Source organism: Streptomyces harbinensis (assembly GCF_900116145.1).
Lineage (GTDB): Bacteria > Actinomycetota > Actinomycetes > Streptomycetales > Streptomycetaceae > Streptomyces > Streptomyces carpaticus.
The window spans coordinates 445,635-462,807 of record NZ_FPAB01000004.1 but is presented as its reverse complement, the minus strand read 5'-3'; the positions used below and the strand labels follow the sequence as shown (position 1 = coordinate 462,807).

At 71.2% G+C, this 17,173-nt stretch carries 11 protein-coding genes and 3 pseudogenes; 11 read left to right on the top strand and 3 right to left on the bottom strand.

Translation table 11 applies throughout. From position 1 onward, the window contains the following. Positions 1–28: 28 nt before the first annotated feature. From BM385_RS13515 to BM385_RS13480, 10 genes and pseudogenes are all read left to right on the top strand, one after another. Positions 29–1,129: a helix-turn-helix domain-containing protein gene (locus tag BM385_RS13515; protein ID WP_093843174.1), complete on the top strand. Its 1,101-nt coding sequence runs from the start codon at positions 29–31 to the stop codon at positions 1,127–1,129. Then, positions 1,126–1,674 (top strand): PIN domain-containing protein, encoded by a 549-nt coding sequence (locus tag BM385_RS13510; protein ID WP_093843173.1) that lies wholly within the window; start codon positions 1,126–1,128, stop codon positions 1,672–1,674. Before BM385_RS13515 ends, BM385_RS13510 begins: the two co-directional genes overlap by 4 nt. Positions 1,675–1,818: 144 nt before the next feature. Beyond that, positions 1,819–2,286, top strand: a pseudogene (locus BM385_RS28470) (rhamnogalacturonan endolyase family protein); the annotation flags it as partial. Between the two features lie 18 nt (positions 2,287–2,304). After that, a pseudogene (locus BM385_RS28465) lies at positions 2,305–2,643 on the top strand (rhamnogalacturonan lyase family protein); the annotation flags it as partial. Next, positions 2,617–4,458, top strand: a complete 1,842-nt coding sequence (locus BM385_RS28205) for a rhamnogalacturonan lyase family protein (RefSeq protein WP_496560004.1) — start codon at positions 2,617–2,619, stop codon at positions 4,456–4,458. The pseudogene BM385_RS28465 and the gene BM385_RS28205, both read left to right, overlap by 27 nt. Before the next feature lie 116 nt (positions 4,459–4,574). Next, positions 4,575–5,618 carry a tetratricopeptide repeat protein gene (locus BM385_RS13500; RefSeq protein ID WP_093843171.1) on the top strand — a complete coding sequence of 348 codons (1,044 nt, stop codon included), beginning with the start codon at positions 4,575–4,577 and terminating at the stop codon, positions 5,616–5,618. Continuing rightward, positions 5,615–6,625 (top strand): polyprenyl synthetase family protein, encoded by a 1,011-nt coding sequence (locus BM385_RS13495; RefSeq protein WP_019436473.1) that lies wholly within the window; start codon positions 5,615–5,617, stop codon positions 6,623–6,625. Before BM385_RS13500 ends, BM385_RS13495 begins: the two co-directional genes overlap by 4 nt. 292 nt (positions 6,626–6,917) lie before the next feature. After that, positions 6,918–7,475, top strand: a complete 558-nt coding sequence (locus BM385_RS13490; RefSeq protein WP_019436472.1) for a sigma-70 family RNA polymerase sigma factor — start codon at positions 6,918–6,920, stop codon at positions 7,473–7,475. Continuing rightward, positions 7,472–8,668, top strand: a complete 1,197-nt coding sequence (locus BM385_RS13485) for a hypothetical protein (protein ID WP_019436471.1) — start codon at positions 7,472–7,474, stop codon at positions 8,666–8,668. The genes BM385_RS13490 and BM385_RS13485 overlap by 4 nt, the downstream gene beginning before the upstream one ends. Before the next feature lie 35 nt (positions 8,669–8,703). Then, entirely contained in the window at positions 8,704–13,359 is a 4,656-nt protein-coding gene (locus tag BM385_RS13480; RefSeq protein WP_019436470.1) for an FtsK/SpoIIIE domain-containing protein, read from the top strand. Positions 13,360–13,455: 96 nt separating this feature from the next. Here the strand turns inward: BM385_RS13480 and BM385_RS13475 are convergent, their stop codons facing one another. Genes BM385_RS13475 through BM385_RS13465 form a run of 3 tightly spaced genes read right to left on the bottom strand, consistent with a single transcriptional unit; the run spans position 13,456 to position 15,101 of the window. Next, on the bottom strand, positions 13,456–13,788 hold the full coding sequence (locus tag BM385_RS13475; RefSeq protein WP_093843170.1) for a WXG100 family type VII secretion target: 333 nt from the start codon (positions 13,786–13,788) through the stop codon (positions 13,456–13,458). 42 nt (positions 13,789–13,830) lie between these two features. Further along, a complete protein-coding gene (locus BM385_RS13470) occupies positions 13,831–14,136 on the bottom strand; it encodes a hypothetical protein (protein WP_019436468.1) in 306 nt (101 codons plus the stop codon). Positions 14,137–14,171: 35 nt separating this feature from the next. Further along, the gene (locus BM385_RS13465) at positions 14,172–15,101 is read right to left on the bottom strand and encodes a hypothetical protein (protein ID WP_019436467.1); all 930 of its coding nucleotides are present in this window, start codon (positions 15,099–15,101) and stop codon (positions 14,172–14,174) included. 324 nt (positions 15,102–15,425) lie between these two features. Between BM385_RS13465 and BM385_RS13460 the strand changes: the two are divergent. Next, positions 15,426–17,173, top strand: a pseudogene (locus tag BM385_RS13460) (hypothetical protein); the annotation flags it as partial.

Genomic DNA, 17,173 nt, shown 5'->3' with positions numbered 1-17,173 from the left:
CGCGATGCACTGTGCTAAATTCGCACACATGGAGATTGGCAGGCGCGTAGCCGAGGCCAGAGCAGAGCTCGGGATTACCCAGAATCAGCTGGCAGCCTCCATTGGCATAGACCGCACTGTGCTGGCGAAGATCGAGTCCGGAACTCGCCGCGTAGCCGCTGTGGAGTTGGTGGCGATCGCACGTGAGTTGAGACGCCGTGTGGAATGGTTCGTCGACGAGGCTCCGCCCGCGCTCACCTCATACCGCAATGCCCAGCCAGGGGTGGCGGTACAGGTCATCGACACAGAGATGGACTCTTTGGTTCGAGACGCCGAGTTCGTCTCCGCCCACTGCCCGGATGTGGTCGGAGGACAGCCGGAGCCCGTGGATCACCCCACGACGATGGAGGATGCGGAGAATCTGGCGGCCTCGACGCGCCGGCTCTTTGGCCTGGAGCCGGACCAGCCGCTGCATGACATCTCCGGACTGGCCGCCGGCGTGGGACTGCTGGTCTTCGCAATGGATCTGGGTGAAGGGGCGGACGCGGGCACCGTATTGCTGAGACGTGGCGGCGTCGCGCTCATCAACGGACATTGGCGGGTCGGCCGGCGCCGCCTCGCCGCCGCCCACGAACTGGGGCACTACCTGGTCGCCGATCAGTTTTCGCTGGACTGGCGAGTGACCAGCGCACCAGAAACCCGTGACATCGAGGCAAGGCTGGACCGTTTCGCGCGTGCGCTGCTCCTGCCCAGGGACGATCTGCGAGAGCGATGGGCGGCCTGGTTGCGCACTTCTGACGAGACGTGGCGTGACGCTGCCGTGCGAGCCGCGAGCCACTACGGAACAGACATGGCGACGCTGGCGCGCAGGCTCCTCGACCTTGACCTGGTGGAAAACCACCGCGCGGAGGATATCCGCCGGGTGCACACCAAACAGGCCGATATCGTGGAGAAGAATCTCGTCGTCCGGGACGAACTCGCGCCGCTGGCCATGCCTCGACCCTACGAACAGGCGGTACTCAAGCTCTACCGGCGCGAGGTCATCACTGCCGAGCGTGCTCTCGGGCTGCTCCGTGGAAGTTTCGACCGCTCTTCGCTGCCCGACCTGCCCCCTGCGCCGGAGGCGGAGATCTGGAAAATGACCTCATGACCAGCGCCCGGACTGCTTACGTCCTGGACACCGGGCCGCTGAGCCACTTTGCAGAAGCACAGTGGCTGGGGGTTCTCAAGATCCTTCTCAAGGAATACGACGCAGTGATTCCCGACGTGGTCGAAGCCGAGTTGCGCGAAGGAGTTCCGCAGTACCACCACCTGCGCTCCGTGCTGGAGGCGGATTGGATCGAAACCGTCCGCCTCGAATCACCTGCCCACCTCACAGCCTTCGTCCACTACGAGCGTCAGTTGGTCGGTCGGGACGGGCGTAAAAACATGGGCGAGTGCGGGGTACTTGCCTTAGCCGAATCCCTACCTGGTGCCGTCGCGGTCGTCGATGACCGCGTGGCCAGGAAAGCCGCCCGCGACCGTCCTGTCGAGCTGCGCGGCACTCTGGGACTGCTGTGCGACGGGATCCGCGCGGGACTCCTCACGGTATCCCTCGTCTCGGCAGTCGCCGATGACCTTCTCATCAGTCAGTACCGCCTCCCCTTCAAACCGGGCGGCTTTGCGGCATGGGCCGACCGGGAAGGGCTCTGCTGAGCCGGCCACCGAAGCCGCTCGTCGCTCGGAAGCCCGCCACAGCGTTCGCTCCCCGTCCTCATGAAGAGCGGCAGCACTGAGATCCGCGAACGGGCCCGACCCCTCCCCACCAGCAACTCCTGCGCGAAGTCTTGACCCGGGGGCATGGCCCCCGTAGCGTCGCGGCCGTTTATTGAAACGAATCAATCGGTCGGGTGCGAAGGGACGTTCATGAGACCGACGAGAGCGAGACGGGACAGCCGGTTGCTGCGCGGCGCCGTTGCCGTCGTGTTGGCGGGTGGGTTGCTCGCGGGCGCGGCGGGTGCCGGGGTGGCGCAGGCCAGGCCCGGGCAGCCGGGGCCCAGCGGCGTGCAGTTGGAGGAGCTGGACCGTGGTCTGGTGGCCGTCGCCACCGACGAGGGGGTATTCCTCAGCTGGCGGCTGCTCGGGCACGAGGTCACCGGCGCGGGTGAGCACGGGATGACCGGCGCGGACTTCCGGGTGTACCGGGACGGGCAGCTGCTCGGGACCGTCACCGACAGTACCAACTACCTGGACGGCGACGGCTCGGACGGCGCGACGTACCAGGTGGCGGCGCTGGTGGACGGGGTGGAGGTGGACCGCAGCGCGGCCGTCTCGCCGTGGTCCGACGGGTACTACGATCTGCCGCTGCGCAAGCCGGCCGACGGGGTGACCCCGGCCGGTGAGGCGTACACGTACTCCGCGAACGACATGAGCGTCGGTGACGTGGACGGCGACGGTCAGTACGAGTTCATCGTGAAGTGGGACCCGTCCAACTCCAAGGATGTCTCCCAGGTCGGCTACACCGGCAATGTCTACATCGACACCTACCGCTTCGACGGCACGCTGCTGCACCGGATCGATCTGGGGGTGAACATCCGGGCGGGCGCGCACTACACGCAGTTCCTGGTCTACGACTTCGACGGTGACGGCCGTGCGGAGATGATGTTCAAGACCGCGCCCGGCACCAAGATCATCCGTTATGACGAGAACGGCGAGGTCGCCTCCGAGAAGTACATCACCATGCCCCGCGAGGACGTCCGCGCCGGGTACGGGCACGGGGACGACTACCGGCTGAGCGCCGAGGGGTACGCCGCCCACCTGGCGGATGTCTTCGAGGGCTGGCACGAGCACCCCGAGGTGGTGGCCGGGAACTGGCCCGCCACCATCGAGGAGGCGCTGGGCGCCGAGGACGAGCTGGACTTCGCGTACCCGCTCTCCCGCCCGGACGCCGAGGAGCTGGTGGATTACTTCATCGACGAGTACGCGCCGAGCCGCAGCGGCAACAACCGGCTGCGGAACTTCGAGGGGTTCATCGTCGACGGTCCGGAGTATCTGACCGTTTTCAACGGTCTGACCGGCGCCGAGTTGCAGACGATCCCCTACAAGCCGGGCCGGCACGACGACGGTCTGATGTGGGGCGACTACGCGATGAACCGCATCGAGCCGGGCAACCGGGTGGACCGGTTCCTCAGCGGGGTGGCCTATCTGGACGGCGAGCACCCCTCGGCGGTGTTCGCGCGCGGCTACTACACGCGCAGCACGCTGGTGTCCTACCGGTGGGACGGCCGCAAGCTGACCGAGGACTGGTACGTGGACAGCGGCTGGGCGCCGATGTCCAACCCGTTCAACGACTCGCCGCACGGGGTGGAGGGCACCGACCCGGAGTTCGGGACGCTCACCACCCAGGGGTTCCACTCGCTGTCGGTGGCCGATGTGGACGGGGACGGCAAGCAGGAGATCGTCTACGGTTCGGCGACGATCGACCACGACGGTTCGCTGCTGTACAGCTCGTACGACTACGGTCCGCCGGAGAGCAGCGTGCCCGGCGAGTACGTGAAGCTGGGGCACGGTGACGCGATGCATGTCGCCGACATCGACCCGGACCGTCCGGGTCTGGAGATCTACACGGTGCACGAGGGCGGCCCGTGGGCGCCGTACGGGTACGCGCTGCGGGACGCGGCGACCGGTGAGGTGCTGTACGGCGGGTACACCGGGGTGGACACCGGGCGCGGCATGATCGGCGACATCGACCCGGAGCGCCGGGGTCTTGAGACCTGGGGTTCGGGGATCGGGCTGTGGAGCGCGACCGGTGAGTACCTGGGCGCGCAGACGCCGGGGACGAACATGAGCATCCGCTGGTCGGCGGACATGACGACGCAGTTCGTGAACGGTGCGATCGATGTGACGCCGACGATCGACGACTGGCAGCGCGGCCGGCTGCTGACGGCGGAGGGTACCCGGGCGAACAACCACACCAAGGGCAACCCGTCGCTGGTGGCGGACATCTTCGGTGACTGGCGGGAGGAGCTGCTGCTGCGGACGGCCGACAGTTCGGCGATCCGGATCTACACGAGCACCGAGGTGACCGACCGGAAGCTGTACACGCTGATGCACGACCCGCAGTACCGGGTGGAGGTGGCGCGGCAGCAGACCACGTACAACCAGCCGGCGTACCCGAGTTTCCATCTGTCCTCGGGGACGGAGTGGGCGAAGGTGCCGGTGCCGGACTACTACACGCCGGGTGCGGTGTCGGCGCTGAAGGACGCGCTGGACGGGTTCGTGCGCTCGGGCGAGGTGAAGCCGGTGACGGGCACGCTGCTGGGGGTGCCGCTGCTGGTGGCGAAGCTCCAGTGGGAGCAGCTGGGGAACAGCCGGGCGGCGGTGGCGTCGCTGGAGTCGTTCGCGCGGAAGCTGGAGCGGGCGCCGAGGGGTGCGGTTTCGGACACGGCGCGGGCGGCGCTCGGGTACCAGGTGCAGGTGGTGATTGGGCAGTTGCGGTGATGAATCGGTGAACGCGGGGACGAGCCGGAGCCGTTCGCGGTTCCGGCTCGTCTCATCGTCGGAGCAGCACCACAGCTATACATACTGAGTATACATCTGGTGTATAGTCGCCACGCATGTACGCCAAAGCGTTCGCGCCCGAATACCAGGGCGCGCTGACGACCCTGTCCGTCAACTCCTCCCTCACCGACGTGCTCGACCGCGCCACCGAACAGCTGCGCACCGCCGAGGCCGACGGTGACCAGCGCGAAGTCGCCCGGGCCGGGCTCGCCGTCGCCGAGGCGCACCGCCGCCTCGGCCAGGTGCCCCAGGCCGACGCCGCCTGGAAGGCCAGCTACCGCACCGCCCGCGCGGCCGGCGATCTCGGCGCCATGGCCTGGGCGGTCTGGAGCGGCGGCACCCTCGCCCGGCAGCGCGGCGCCCTGCCGCTCGCCCGCCGGCTGCTCGCCCTCGCCGCCGATCTCGGCAAACGCGGCGACGACGTCGTCGCCCGCGGCTACGCCCTCGCCGGGTTGGCCGAAACCGGACGCATACAGGGGGACTTCCAGGCAGCGGGAAGGCTGCACGAACAACTCCTCGCCGAGGCCCGCAAGCGCGGCGAGGCCCGGCACACGGTCTGGGCGCTGGAGGGGATCGCCCAGATCCACCGCAACACCGGCGACTTCGACCGCGCGCTCGCCCTCTTCGAGGAGGCCGCCGCCATCGCCCGCGGCGCCGACGACCGACGCGGCTGGGCCTGGGCCCAGCGCGGCATCGCCGACATCGTCTCGGTCCGCGACGGCGACGCCGACCGCGCGCTGCGCATCCTGGAGCAGGCCGAACGCGCCTGCCGCCGGATGAACCTCACCTCCGCCCTCGCCTACAACCACAAGATGCGCGCCAACGTCCTCTTCCGCGCCCGCCGCTACCGGCAGGCCAGACGCGCCTACGAGGAGACGCTGGCCGAGTTCAGCGCCATCGACGAACTCCGCGGCCAGGCCCTGTGCCGGCTCGGCCTCGCCAAAACCCTGTACCGGCTCGGCGAGCGCGACAGCGCCCGCACCGCCACCGAACTGCGTACCCTGCGCGCCGAGTTCCGGCGCATCGGGCTGTACCACGCCGCCGACATGACCGACAAGGCACTCGCCGAGCTCGGTACGCCCGCCGAGGGAGCCCCATGATCCAGGAACTCCAGCCGCCGGCCGCCCTCGACGGCGCCGCCGCCGACGCGCTCGCCCGCGCCCGCGCCCGTACCGCCCCCGCCCTCGACGCCGCGCTCGGTCAACTCGACCCCTGGCTGCGCGAGATGGCCGCCCACACCACCGGCGGCAAGGGCCTGCGCCCCGCCCTCGTCCTGCTGGCCGCCGAAGCCGTCGGCGCCGACCCCGAGGACGCCCTGCCCGGCGCGGTGGCCGTGGAACTGATCCACACCTTCTCCCTCGTCCACGACGACATCATGGACGGCGACGAACGCCGCAGATCCCGCCCGGCCGTGTGGAAGGCGTACGGCACCGGGCCCGCCGTCCTCGCCGGCGACGCGCTGCACACCCTCGCCCTCGACACCCTGCTGCGCTCCGGCGGCCCGCACGCCCACTCCGCCGTCCGCCACCTCGTGCACGCCCTCGGCGACCTGGTGCGCGGCCAGGCCGAGGACCTGCGGTTCGAGAACCGCCCCTGGTACGGCCCCGGCGCCGTCACCCCGCACGCGTACCGGCGGATGGCCGAGCGCAAGACCGGCGCGCTGTTCGGCTGCGCCACCGCCCTCGGGGCCGTCCTCGGCGGCGCCCCGCACCGCACCGTGGAGGCGCTGCGCCGCGCCGGCCGGCACGCCGGGGTGGCGTTCCAGGCGAGCGACGACGTGCTCGGCATCTGGGGCGACCCGGCCCTGACCGGCAAGCCGGTGTACGGCGATCTGCGCCGGGGCAAGAAGACCCTGCCGGTGCTCACCGCGCTCGCCGGCGCCCCGCCCGCGCACGCCCGCGCGCTGACCGCGCTGCTGGCCGCCGGTGACCGACCCGCGGAAGCCGCCGCCCGTATCGAGGCCGCCGGGGGGCGTACCGCCACCGTCGCCGAGGCCGGCCGGCAACTGGGGATCGCCGGCCGTTATCTGAGCGCGGCACCGCTTGATCCGGCCGCTGTCCGCGCATTGCGCAACCTTCTTTCTTTTCTCCCGGACCGGCACGGATGAACTCCGCGCGGGGCGTGGAAATCCGCGCCCCGCGACGGGGCCGGGCCCGTCCGAACGGGCACCGGAACCCCGCCCCCGGCCTGCGACGGCACCACAACCGGGCCCGTTTCCGCGCCTGTTACGGCCCGGATACCGCCCGTATCCCGCCCGGGTCCGAAGAACCGCAGGTATCGGTCATAAAAAATCTGAGCTACATCTGAGCCTCATGGGCGGGATTTTCCCTTCGGTCTGGAGAAATATGGAGGCCGAATGAATACGCTCTCCAAGCCGTGCCGCTGAGGATGGAGCAACCATGCGTACCGCTCAACGCGATCCGGGCGAATTGCTGCACCGGCTCATCACCGGGTACCGCGCCCGGCTGCTGCGCTACGTGAACCGGCTGACGCTCGGAGACCCCCACCGCGCTGAGGACATCGTCCAGGAGGCCATGCTCCGGGTGTGGCGGCTGGCCGCGCAGCATCCGCCGCCGGCCGACGCCGCCGAGGAGGACCCCGGCTACGACGAGGACCGCCTCGTCGCCTGGCTGTACACCGTCGCCCGCAACCTCGCCGTCGACGCCCACCGCCGCGACCGCACCGTCCCCATGGGCGTGGTCCCGGCGCCCATGCTCCAGCGCACCACCGAGACCGACGTCGCCGACACCGTCGTCAACCGCCACGTGCTGCACGGAGCGCTCGCCCGCCTCACCCCCGAACACCGCGAGGTCCTCGTGCAGGTCCACCTGTGCGACCGGTCCCGCGCGGATGCCGCCCGCGCCATCGGCGTACCCCAGGGGACGGTCAAGTCCCGCACCCACTACGCTCTGCTGGCCATGCGCCGCGAGATGCGACGGGAGAATGCCGCGGCATGAGAAACACCGATCCCTTCGAGTTCTTCAGCCAGCACCGCGAGACGATCTTCCGCATCTGCGGCATCATCGGCGTGCTGCTGATCATCTTCCTCATCCTGCGGGCCATCGCCATGCGGATGGGCGGCTGGTCGGCCGCCTGGGCCCGCGTCAAGCGCGAACTGGCCGTGACCCGCAACGCGTTCGCCGCACCGGTGCGCGCCTGGTTCCAGCACCGGCGCCGGCTGCGGCGGCTGGTGCACCACCTGGGCGCCCCGCTCACCTGGCGCGACGCCGAACGCGCCCTGGTCCGCGCCCGTCAGGAGGCCGCCCCCGCCCGCCCGTACGCCGCGCTCGTCGACGACCGCGAGGTCACCGTCCTGCTCGCCGACTCCTCCGAGGCCGGCACCTGGAGCATCGACCGCGCCGAACTCCCCGCCGTCACCCCCGACCCGGACGCCCACCGCCCCGTCATCGTCGCGCTCGGCGCCAGTGAGGACGGCACCGGCCGCGCCGTCTTCCTCGATCTGGCCACCGGGCCGCAGCAGTTCGCGATCGAGGGCGACCAGCGCGCCTGTGCCGCCCTGCTCCAGGCCATCGCCGCCCAGCTGGACGTACGGCTGCCGGCCGGCCTGGTCACCGTCGCCGAGGGCGTCCACCGCAACCACCCGGGCGAGCCGGTCCGCAACGCCTACCGCGCCGCCCGCGAAACCGAACCGCACTTCGGCCTGGCGCCCGTGCTCATCGCCACCGAACTGCCCGACCCGCTGCCGGTGGAGCTGAGCGCGCCGCCGTCCGCCGACCTGACCGTCCCGCGCGTCATCGTCACCGGACCGGGCCGCGGCCACGTCCGCCGGCTGCTCGCCGACCGGCACGCCCGCGTGTACGTCACCGGCACCCCGCTGCTCCCGTTCTTCGACGCCCTCGGCCGGGCCCTGGCCCGCGTCCTGCCCACCATCCCGCCCGTCCTGCCGCCCGCCCCGCCCACCGGCAACGCCGCCGGCGACCTCTTCGAGGAGGCCGAGGGCCAGGCCCAGCAGCAGATCACCCTGGCCAAGCCCCGCGCGGCCGAACCCGACGAGGTCCCGCTCGGGCGCAGCGCCGCCGCCCCGCTCGAATCCGTGGCCGACGCCGAGGCCGGCGAGACCTCCGCCGCCCGGTCCCCCGGCACCGGCTCCACCTCCCCCTCCACCACCAGCCGCTCCCCGCAGCACTGAGCTGACCCGAGAGCGCCCGACGCCGCTGGACTCCCGTGAAACTGACCGTCTCCACCGCCGTCCCCGACGGCCCGCCCACCGACCACCTGCTGGACGTCCCCGAGGACGCCACCGTCGCCGACCTCGGCTCCGTACTCGGCGCCGGGCAGCTCTACCTGGGCGACCGGCAGCTCGACCCCGACGCCACCCTGGGCGCCAGCGGCATCCGCGAGGGCGCCCTGCTCGGCGTGGACGCCCCCGTCTCCCACGACGGCCGCTCCCTCACCCGCGCCTGGGCCCCGCACGCCGGCGACGCCCCGCTGATCGAGGTCCGCCACGTCTCGGGCCCCGGCGCCGGCCACGTCTGGCTGCTCGGCCCCGGCAGCCACGAGATCGGCACCGACCGCGGCTGCGCGCTGCGCCTGACGGGCGGCGGCGCCCCCGGGCGCGGCACCTGGATCACCGTCGCCGCCGACGGCGGCGTCAGCTTCCGGCTGCCCGAGGACGCCGACCCGGAGCGCTGCGGCCTGCGCAGCCTCACCCCGCCGCCGCCCGTCGACCCCGAGACCGGCACCCCGCTGACCGCCGAGGAGCCCGCGGGCACCCAGGACGGCGGCCCCGGCGGCCACTCGGTGGCGCCTCCCCCGCCGGGCCCCGACGGGCAGCCGGCCCCGCCGCCGCTGCCGCCGGTCCACCAACTGCCGGAGCCCGACGACGGCGAGGAGGAGTGGCCCGCCTGGGCCGATCTGTCGCTCGGCGACCATCTGCTGCGGCTGAGCACCCCGTTCGAGGCCGACGCCGCCGTCAACCCCTCCCCCGACGGCCTGGCCGTGGAGTACAACCGGCCGCCGCGCATCGCCCCGCACCTGGACGCCGAGTCCATGCGGATGGCGGGACCGCCCGCCAAGCGCGGCAACCGGCCCTTCCCGTTCCTGATGCTGATCGCCCCGCTCGTCATGGGCTTCGTGATGGTCAGCCTCTTCCGAACGTTCTTCTTCGTCGTCTTCGTCTTCTTCACCCCGATCATGGCGATCGGCAACTGGCTGGTCGGCCGGCGCAGCGGGCGCAAGCAGTACGAGGAGCAGCTGCGGCTGTTCCGGCTGCGCCGCGCCGCGCTGGAGCTGGAGGTGCGCAACGCGACCGTCGCCGAACGCGTCCTGCGCAACGACACCTTCCCCGACCCGGCGTCCCTGCTGCTGACCGCCACCGGGCCCGGCCACCAGCTGTGGGAGCGGCGCCGCCGCGACCCCGACCATCTGGCGCTGCGGGTGGGTACCATCGCCCGCGCCTCGCTCAAGCAGATCAACGACTCGGCCCGGGAGAGCAACCACACCTCCGTGCACTGGCGGCTGGCGGACGTGCCGTACTGCGTGGAGATGACGCAGCTCGGCGTCGTCGGCATCACCGGCCCCGGCGCCGGCCCGCGCCGGGTGGCGTGCTGGGCGGTGGCGCAGTCCGCCGTGCTGCACAGCCCGCGCGATCTGCGGATCGTCGTCCTCACCAGCAACGAGCACGCGGACGCCTGGAGCTGGGTGCGGTGGCTGCCGCATCTGCGCCAGGACCGGCCCGCCGCCGCCGGGACCATCATCTCGGTCGGCAACGACCCCGAGTCCACCGCGCACCGCGTCAACGAACTCGTCGCCGACATCAAGGCCAGGACCGACGCCGCCTCCTCGGCGCTGGGCCGCACCCTGATGCACTTCCCCGACACCCTGGTGATCCTGGACGGCTCCCGCCGGCTGCGGGACGTCCCCGGCATCATCGAGGTGCTCACCGCCGGGCCCGGCGTGCGGATCTTCAGCGTCTGCCTGGACGAGCGGGAGCGGCTGCTGCCCGAGGAGTGCACGGCCGTCATCACCACCGCCTCCTCGGACAGTTCGGCCGCGGACAAGGACACCCTGACGGTCCGCATCTCCGGGCTGCCGACCGTCGAGGGCGTGCGCGCCGACCTGGTGACCAGCGACTGGTGCGAGGAGGTCGCCCGCGCGATCGCCCCGATCCGGGACGTGACGGTGGACGCCGACTCCGGGCTGCCGGCCGATGTCCGGCTGCTGCCGCTGATCGACCAGGAGCCGCCGGACCCGCAGGTGCTGCTCCAGACCTGGGCCCGGCGCCCCGCCTCCACCACGTTCACCCTCGGCCAGGGGTACGAGGGGCCGCTCCGCATCGACCTGGTGCGCGACGGCCCGCACGGACTGATCGGCGGCACCACCGGATCCGGCAAGTCCGAACTCCTCCAGACGATGATCGCCTCGCTGGCCGCCGCCAACCGGCCCGACGAACTCGCCTTCGTGCTGGTGGACTACAAGGGCGGCAGCGCGTTCCGCGAATGCGCCCAGCTGCCGCACACCCTGGGCATGATCACCGACCTGGACGGGCACCTCGTCCAGCGCGCGCTCGCCTCCCTGGAGGCCGAACTGCGCCGCCGCGAGCAGCTGCTCGCGGACGTCGAGGCCAAGGACCACCCCGAGTACCGGCTCAAGCGCGCCCGCGATCCGCGGCTGCCCGCTCTGCCCCGGCTGCTGCTCGTCATCGACGAGTTCGCCACCCTGGTGCGGGAGCTGCCGGACTTCGTCCCCGGGCTGATCTCCCTGGCCCAGCGGGGCCGTTCGCTCGGCCTGCACCTGATCCTGGCCACCCAGCGGCCCGGCGGCTCGGTCAACAACGAGATCAAGGCCAACACCAACCTGCGGATCGCGCTGCGCGTCACCGACCGCTCCGAGAGCCAGGACATCATCAACAACCCGGACGCCGCGGCCATCTCCGCCGGCAACCCGGGACGGGCCCTGCTGCGCCGCGGCCACAACAACCCCACCCCGTTCCAGACGGCCTGGGTCGGCGCCGAGCGCACCGACACCGACCCGGCGCAGCAGACGGGGGCCGTCGAGGACGGGCCGCAGGCACCGGCGCCCGGGCGGACCGTGCGGGCCGCCGAGCTGACCTGGAGCGGCCTGGGCCGGCCCACCGACCTCGGTGCGGACGACGACGACCTCCCGGACGCCGAACGCCCGGTCCCCATCGAGCGCCCCACCGACCTGCTCGCCCTGGTGCAGGCCATCAGCACCGCCGCCGCGCAGCTGGAGGGCTACACCGAGCAGCCCAGCCCGTGGCTGCCGCCGCTGTCCGAGCAGCTGCGCCTGGAGGACCTGCCGCCCACCGAGACACCGGACACCCCGGGCGGGCTGCCGCTGGTGCCGTACGGGCTGCTGGACCTGCCCGAGTTCCAGGACCGGCGGCTGGGCAGCATCGACTTCGCGACCTTCGGCCACCTGTACGTCATCGGCGCCCCGCGCTCCGGCCGCACCCAGGTGCTGCGCACGATCGCCGGTTCGGCGGCGATGGCCGTCAGCAGCGCCGATCTGCACATCTACGGCATCGACTCGGCCGGCGGCGGGCTCGCCGCGCTGGAGACGCTGCCGCACTGCGGGGCGGTCGTCGACCGGCACGACGCCGAACGCCTGGAGCGTCTGGTGAGCCGGCTGGTCACCGAACTCACCACCCGGCAGCGGGCGGTGTCCCAGCACAGCTGCTCCAGCCTCACCGAGCTGCGCGCCAAGCTGCCCAAGGACCAGCGGCCGGCCCATCTGCTGCTGCTCATCGACGGCTGGGACGCGCTGAGCGCCATGATCGACGACTACGACGGCGGCCGGATGTACACGGACGTCATCCGGCTGGTCCGCGAGGGCCAGGCGGCGGGCATCCATGTGATCGCCACCTCCGAGCGGCTGCTGCTGGGCGGCCGGCTGGCCGCGCACAACGACCGGCGGCTGCTGCTGCGGCAGACCGACCCCAGCGACTACCACCTGGTGGGCATGGCGCGCGGCAAGGTGCCCGCCCATGTGCCGCCGGGCCGCGGCTGGATGGCGCCGTCCGGCGTCGAGACCCAGATCGGGCTGCTGCCCCAGGAGGGCGACGGCGACCCGGCGGCCGACCAGGGCGAGGCGCTGCGCGCCGTCGGCCGGCGGACCAGCAAGCGGGACGCCAAGGTGCCGCAGGCGCGCCGGCCGTTCCGCATCGGGCAGCTGCCCGGGCTGATCGGCTTCACCGAGGCGATGGAGCAGCTGCCGGCCGAGCAGCGGCGTCCGCTGTTCGCGCTGCTGGGCATCGGCGGCGACGCCGGCGTCCCGCTGGGCTACGACTTCGCGGCGGGCGGCGGCAGCTTCGTGGTGGCGGGCCCGCCGCGCTCGGGCCGCTCCACCACGCTGGCGGCGATGAGTGTGTCGCTGCTGCTGGGCGGCACCTCGCTGGTGGTGATCACCCCGCGCGACTCGCAGCTGCGCCGGCTGGGCGTGCACGAGCTGGCGAAAGTGATGACGGACACCGACCCGTCGGCGGAGGAGCTGACCGAGGCGCTGGAGGAGGTCGCGGGCCGGCCGGTGGTCGTCGTGGTGGACGACGCGGACATGCTGGCCAACTGCCGGGCGGACCGGGTCCTGCGGGCGGTGGCCACCTCGGGCCGCGACCAGGGCCGGGGACTGCTGCTGGCCGGGCCCGCCGAGTCCATCTCCTCGCTCGGCTGGATGGGCGCCGCACGGCGCTCGCGCAGCGGTGTGCTGCTGGGGCCGAAGACGATCGGCGAGGGTGATCTGATCGGCTCGCGGCTGTCGTCGGAGCAGGTGCGGACGGCGCTGCCGGAGGGCCGGGGCTGGACGTCGGGTCCCGGCGGCCACGCCATCGCGGTGCAGGTCCCGCTGACGGTGCTGGACGGCTGACGCCGCCGGCGTCCGCGTACGCCGCGGACACGCTGAACGGCCGCCCCCGGGAGGATGGGGGCGGCCGTTCGGCTGTGCGCGGACGGTCGGGCGGGATCAGCCCTCGGCGTTGGCCGCGGCCTCGGCGGCGGCGGCGTTGACGTCGTTGGTGATCTGCTCGTCCGAGTTGGCCATCTCGGTGGCGAAGTTCTGGAACATCTTCGCGTATTCGTCGATGTTCTTGGCCGAGGCGTCCAGCTGGTTCGTGAACTGGTTGTACGCGTCGGTCATCGCGGGGCTGGCCTTCTCGAAGACCAGACCGTTCTGGAGCAGATTGGCCACGGTGTTCTTGAGGGTCGTCAGCTCGGCGGCGATATCCGCGAGCTTGTTGCCCATCGTCGACGCGGTGGTCTCGATCGCGTCGTAATCAAAGACGACATCATTCGCCATGGAATTCTCCGGTGGTGGTGGGTGGTGCGTGCGACAGGGAAATCAGCCGGCGTTGATCTTCTCCGCCATGTCGGCGTCCATGTTCTCGATGGACTTCTTGATCTCCTTGAACTGGTTGGCGTACTCCTTGATGGCCTCGGCGCCGGCGATGAGGTTCGTGGTGAACGTCTCGTACTTGGCCTCCAGCGCCGGGCTGGTCGCGGTCAGCACCAGGCCGGTGTTGAGCAGCGCGTCGACCTCGTCCTTCGCTTCCTTCATGCGCGGCACGAGCGTGTTGTCGACGGCGTCGTCCAGGACACCGCACACCCGCTCGATCTCGGCGTAGTCCAGACTGATGTTGGCAGCCATGAGTGGTTCTCCCTTTGTCGCTGCGGTCGCGAGGTCTAGTCCTTGACCTCTTCCCACTCGGCGTCCTTCTTGCCGTTGTGGGTGTACTTGGTCACCTCGTCATCGGCGGTGACTTCCATGGTTCCGGTACCGTCTTCGTTCCACCGCACCACGGCCACACTCTCGGTGCCGTCACCGTAGGTGGTGGTCATGGTGTAGTCCTGGATGGTGCGTTTGTCGCCGTCGACGGTGACCTCCCGGGCCGGCCCGTCGAATTCCTGCTCCGAGGTGTAGGACAGGCCGTTCGGGTTGCTGATCTCCGAGGTCTGCTTGGTGACGTTGTAGTCGTCGTCGTATTCGAGCGTGACCTTGACCGTGCCCTCGTCGTCCGTGTACGTGTACTCGGTCGGCGGCTTGTCACCCTTGGGTTTCGGGGGCTCGTCGCCGGGCTTGAGGGCATGGTTGCCTTCCGCCTCCAGTTCCCGCCACGCCTCGCAGAAGTCGGGGGCGTCCGACCCGCTGCACACCTGGCGGATGGATTCGTCCGGGTTCTCCTGGAAGTACTCGGTGGCCCCGATGTCCTCCAGCATGTTGTCCCAGGCCTCTTTGTCGGCCACCCACTGGTCGTGGGCCTCCTTGGTGCTGACCCACTCGTTGAACTCCCCGCGCTGGGCGTCCACGCCACCGCTGGCCGCCATGTTGGCGTCGGTGTCGAACCAGTAGTCCGAGACCCCTTTGAAGGTGTCGGCGAGTTCGGTCAGCCCGTCCTTGGCCTGCTTGGTCCGGCTGCGGGAGCGGCTGTAGAACGTCTGGAAGGCGGCGGCCAGCTGCCGGTTGCCGAAGACGGTGGTCGCGTCGCCGAGGCTGCCCTCGCCGACCTCCTTGAACTTGCCGTCGCCACCGCCCGACCCGGCCTGCTCCGCCAGGGAACGCATCTTCTCCTGCACGGTGTGGAGCTGGCTGTAGTCGATGGAGAAGTCGGCCACGGGTCCTCCGGACGGTCCTCGGGTACTGCCCTCTCTACGCCCCAGCCGGGGAGAAGGTTCAACGCCCGCGCGTGAGGTGTACCGCGTTCCGGTCCCGCCGGGCGCCCTTTCCCGCGCCGTCATCTCCCGTTCCCCGGCGGTCGGTCCGGTGCCGCGCGGGTGAACGGACGGCAGCCTCCGGTGACATGACGCGAAAGCCCGCTGTTCCGGGGATCCGATTGAACCGGCGGAGGGCCTGCCGCGTAGTAGTGGTGGAAACCCCTCCGTGCAGTGTCGCCGGGGAGTGCCCTCACCGAACACGGGGACCCGGAAGGAGTGCCGACCATGGCTCGTCCCGAGGACTGGAGCGCCCTCGGTCTCAAGAGCGACCCGACGCCCGGCGACCCGGGCCAGCTGGACGAGCTGATCACGTCCCAGGCGAAGCTCGTCACGCTCGCCACGACGATCGACGAGGGGCTCACCGAGGTCAAGAACACCGCGGACGGCGCGTTCGTCGGCAAGACGGCCGACGCGCTGCGCAAGATCATCGACAACGATCTGCGGAACTACGTCTCCTCCTTCAAGGAGGCCCACGAGAAGGTCCAATCCGCCCTCAAGACCTATGTCGAGGTGATGCGGACGGAGCAGAGCCGGGCGGACGAGGCACTGGCCGCCGCCGCGGGTCTTGGCGAGGACGACGACGCCGAGCGCGAGGGCTACAAGTCCACCGCCGAGGACGCCAAGTCGAACCTGGAGAGCGCCGCGAGCACGGCCGCCAGCGTCATGCGCGAGGCCGGGAACAGCATCGACTCGCCGGTGAACGAATGCGACGAGTTCTGGAAGGCGCTCGGGTGGCTGGCGATCATCCTGATCGTCCCCGCCATCATCGTCGGCGGCCCGCTCGCCCTGTTCACCCTGGCGCTGAACGTGGCGCTGCTGATCAAGACCGCGGTCGACTTCTCCCGCGGCAAGGCCAGCGTCACCGAACTGGTGCTGTCCATCCTGGGTGTCATCGCCCCGACCACCAAGGGCCTGTCGGTCGGGAAGCTGTGGAGCGGCATCAAGGGCGGCTTCAAGGGCGGTGTCGCCGGCGGCAAGGCGTTCTTCGGCATCACCAGCGCCGCCCAGTTCGGGGCCATGTGGATCAAGGGCGCGGGCGGACTGTGGCAGGGCTTCCGTTTCTCGTCCAACTTCCTCAAGACCAACAACCTCGGGCTGAGGTTCGGCGCCAATCTGAACCATTTCCGGTTCGCCCCGGGCATGGCCGGGCTGTCGGTGATCAACAACGTCGGGGTCAGGTCGTTCCAGATCGGCAAGCTGTTCGCCGGCGCGGTCTTCACGGTCAAGAACCTGCCGGTGAACATCTGGCGGGGGATCACCGGCACCCAGGGCCTGCGGTTCTTCCTGCCGGTGGCGGCCAACGAGATCCGGCTGGTCGGTCTCGGCCAGGCGCTGAGGATCGGGTTCATCGACCGCGGTCTGTTCGGCATGCACCGTTACGGTCTGGACCCGGCCGTGCTCGCCGGCGGCGCCAGCAAGGTGTCGGGCGCGGCAGCCGCCGGGGTGAACATCTTCTCCCCGCCGCCCGGCATCGGTGAGCTGGTGCGCTTCAACCACGGCGGGTTCGGCACGATGCCGCCGGTGAACATCGGCGGCGGGCTGACGCCGGGGGGCCTGGGCAGCAACTTCTCCGCCGGCGTCCAGGTGGTCTCGCCGCCGCCGATCAGTCTGAACCTCGCCAACCAGAACATCGGCGGCGTCGGCTTCTCCCTGCCCCCGCTGCCGAACATGGGCGCGCTGATTGCGGACGTGCCGTTCTCCGGTGTCGGTGCCATCGGCGCGCCGACCCTCGGCCCCATGGTGCCGGTGGTCAGCCCGCCTGCCACCGGGATCGGGGTCGTACCGGTGACCAACGTCGGCACCTCCATGCCGTCGGTCAACACCCCGGCTCCCGGGACCGTCACCGTGCCCGCCATCGGCGGGAACATGCCCGCCGTGAACGCCCCCGGCGTCGGCGCCGTCACCGTCCCCGGCGTCGGCACGAACATGCCCGCCGTCAACGCCCCCGGCGTCGGCGCCGTCACCGTCCCCGG

What these genes read in the sequence shown, in the direction of transcription:
- BM385_RS28205 (WP_496560004.1), top strand. Translation starts at nt 2,617, where the DNA reads ATGATGTTCAAGACCGCGCCCGGCACCAAGATCATCCGTTATGACGAG.
- BM385_RS13485 (WP_019436471.1), top strand. Translation starts at nt 7,472, where the DNA reads ATGAGAAACACCGATCCCTTCGAGTTCTTCAGCCAGCACCGCGAGACG.
- BM385_RS13495 (WP_019436473.1), top strand. Translation starts at nt 5,615, where the DNA reads ATGATCCAGGAACTCCAGCCGCCGGCCGCCCTCGACGGCGCCGCCGCC.
- BM385_RS13475 (WP_093843170.1), bottom strand. Translation starts at nt 13,788, where the DNA reads ATGGCGAATGATGTCGTCTTTGATTACGACGCGATCGAGACCACCGCG.
- BM385_RS13500 (WP_093843171.1), top strand. Translation starts at nt 4,575, where the DNA reads ATGTACGCCAAAGCGTTCGCGCCCGAATACCAGGGCGCGCTGACGACC.
- BM385_RS13515 (WP_093843174.1), top strand. Translation starts at nt 29, where the DNA reads ATGGAGATTGGCAGGCGCGTAGCCGAGGCCAGAGCAGAGCTCGGGATT.
- BM385_RS13490 (WP_019436472.1), top strand. Translation starts at nt 6,918, where the DNA reads ATGCGTACCGCTCAACGCGATCCGGGCGAATTGCTGCACCGGCTCATC.
- BM385_RS13470 (WP_019436468.1), bottom strand. Translation starts at nt 14,136, where the DNA reads ATGGCTGCCAACATCAGTCTGGACTACGCCGAGATCGAGCGGGTGTGC.
- BM385_RS13510 (WP_093843173.1), top strand. Translation starts at nt 1,126, where the DNA reads ATGACCAGCGCCCGGACTGCTTACGTCCTGGACACCGGGCCGCTGAGC.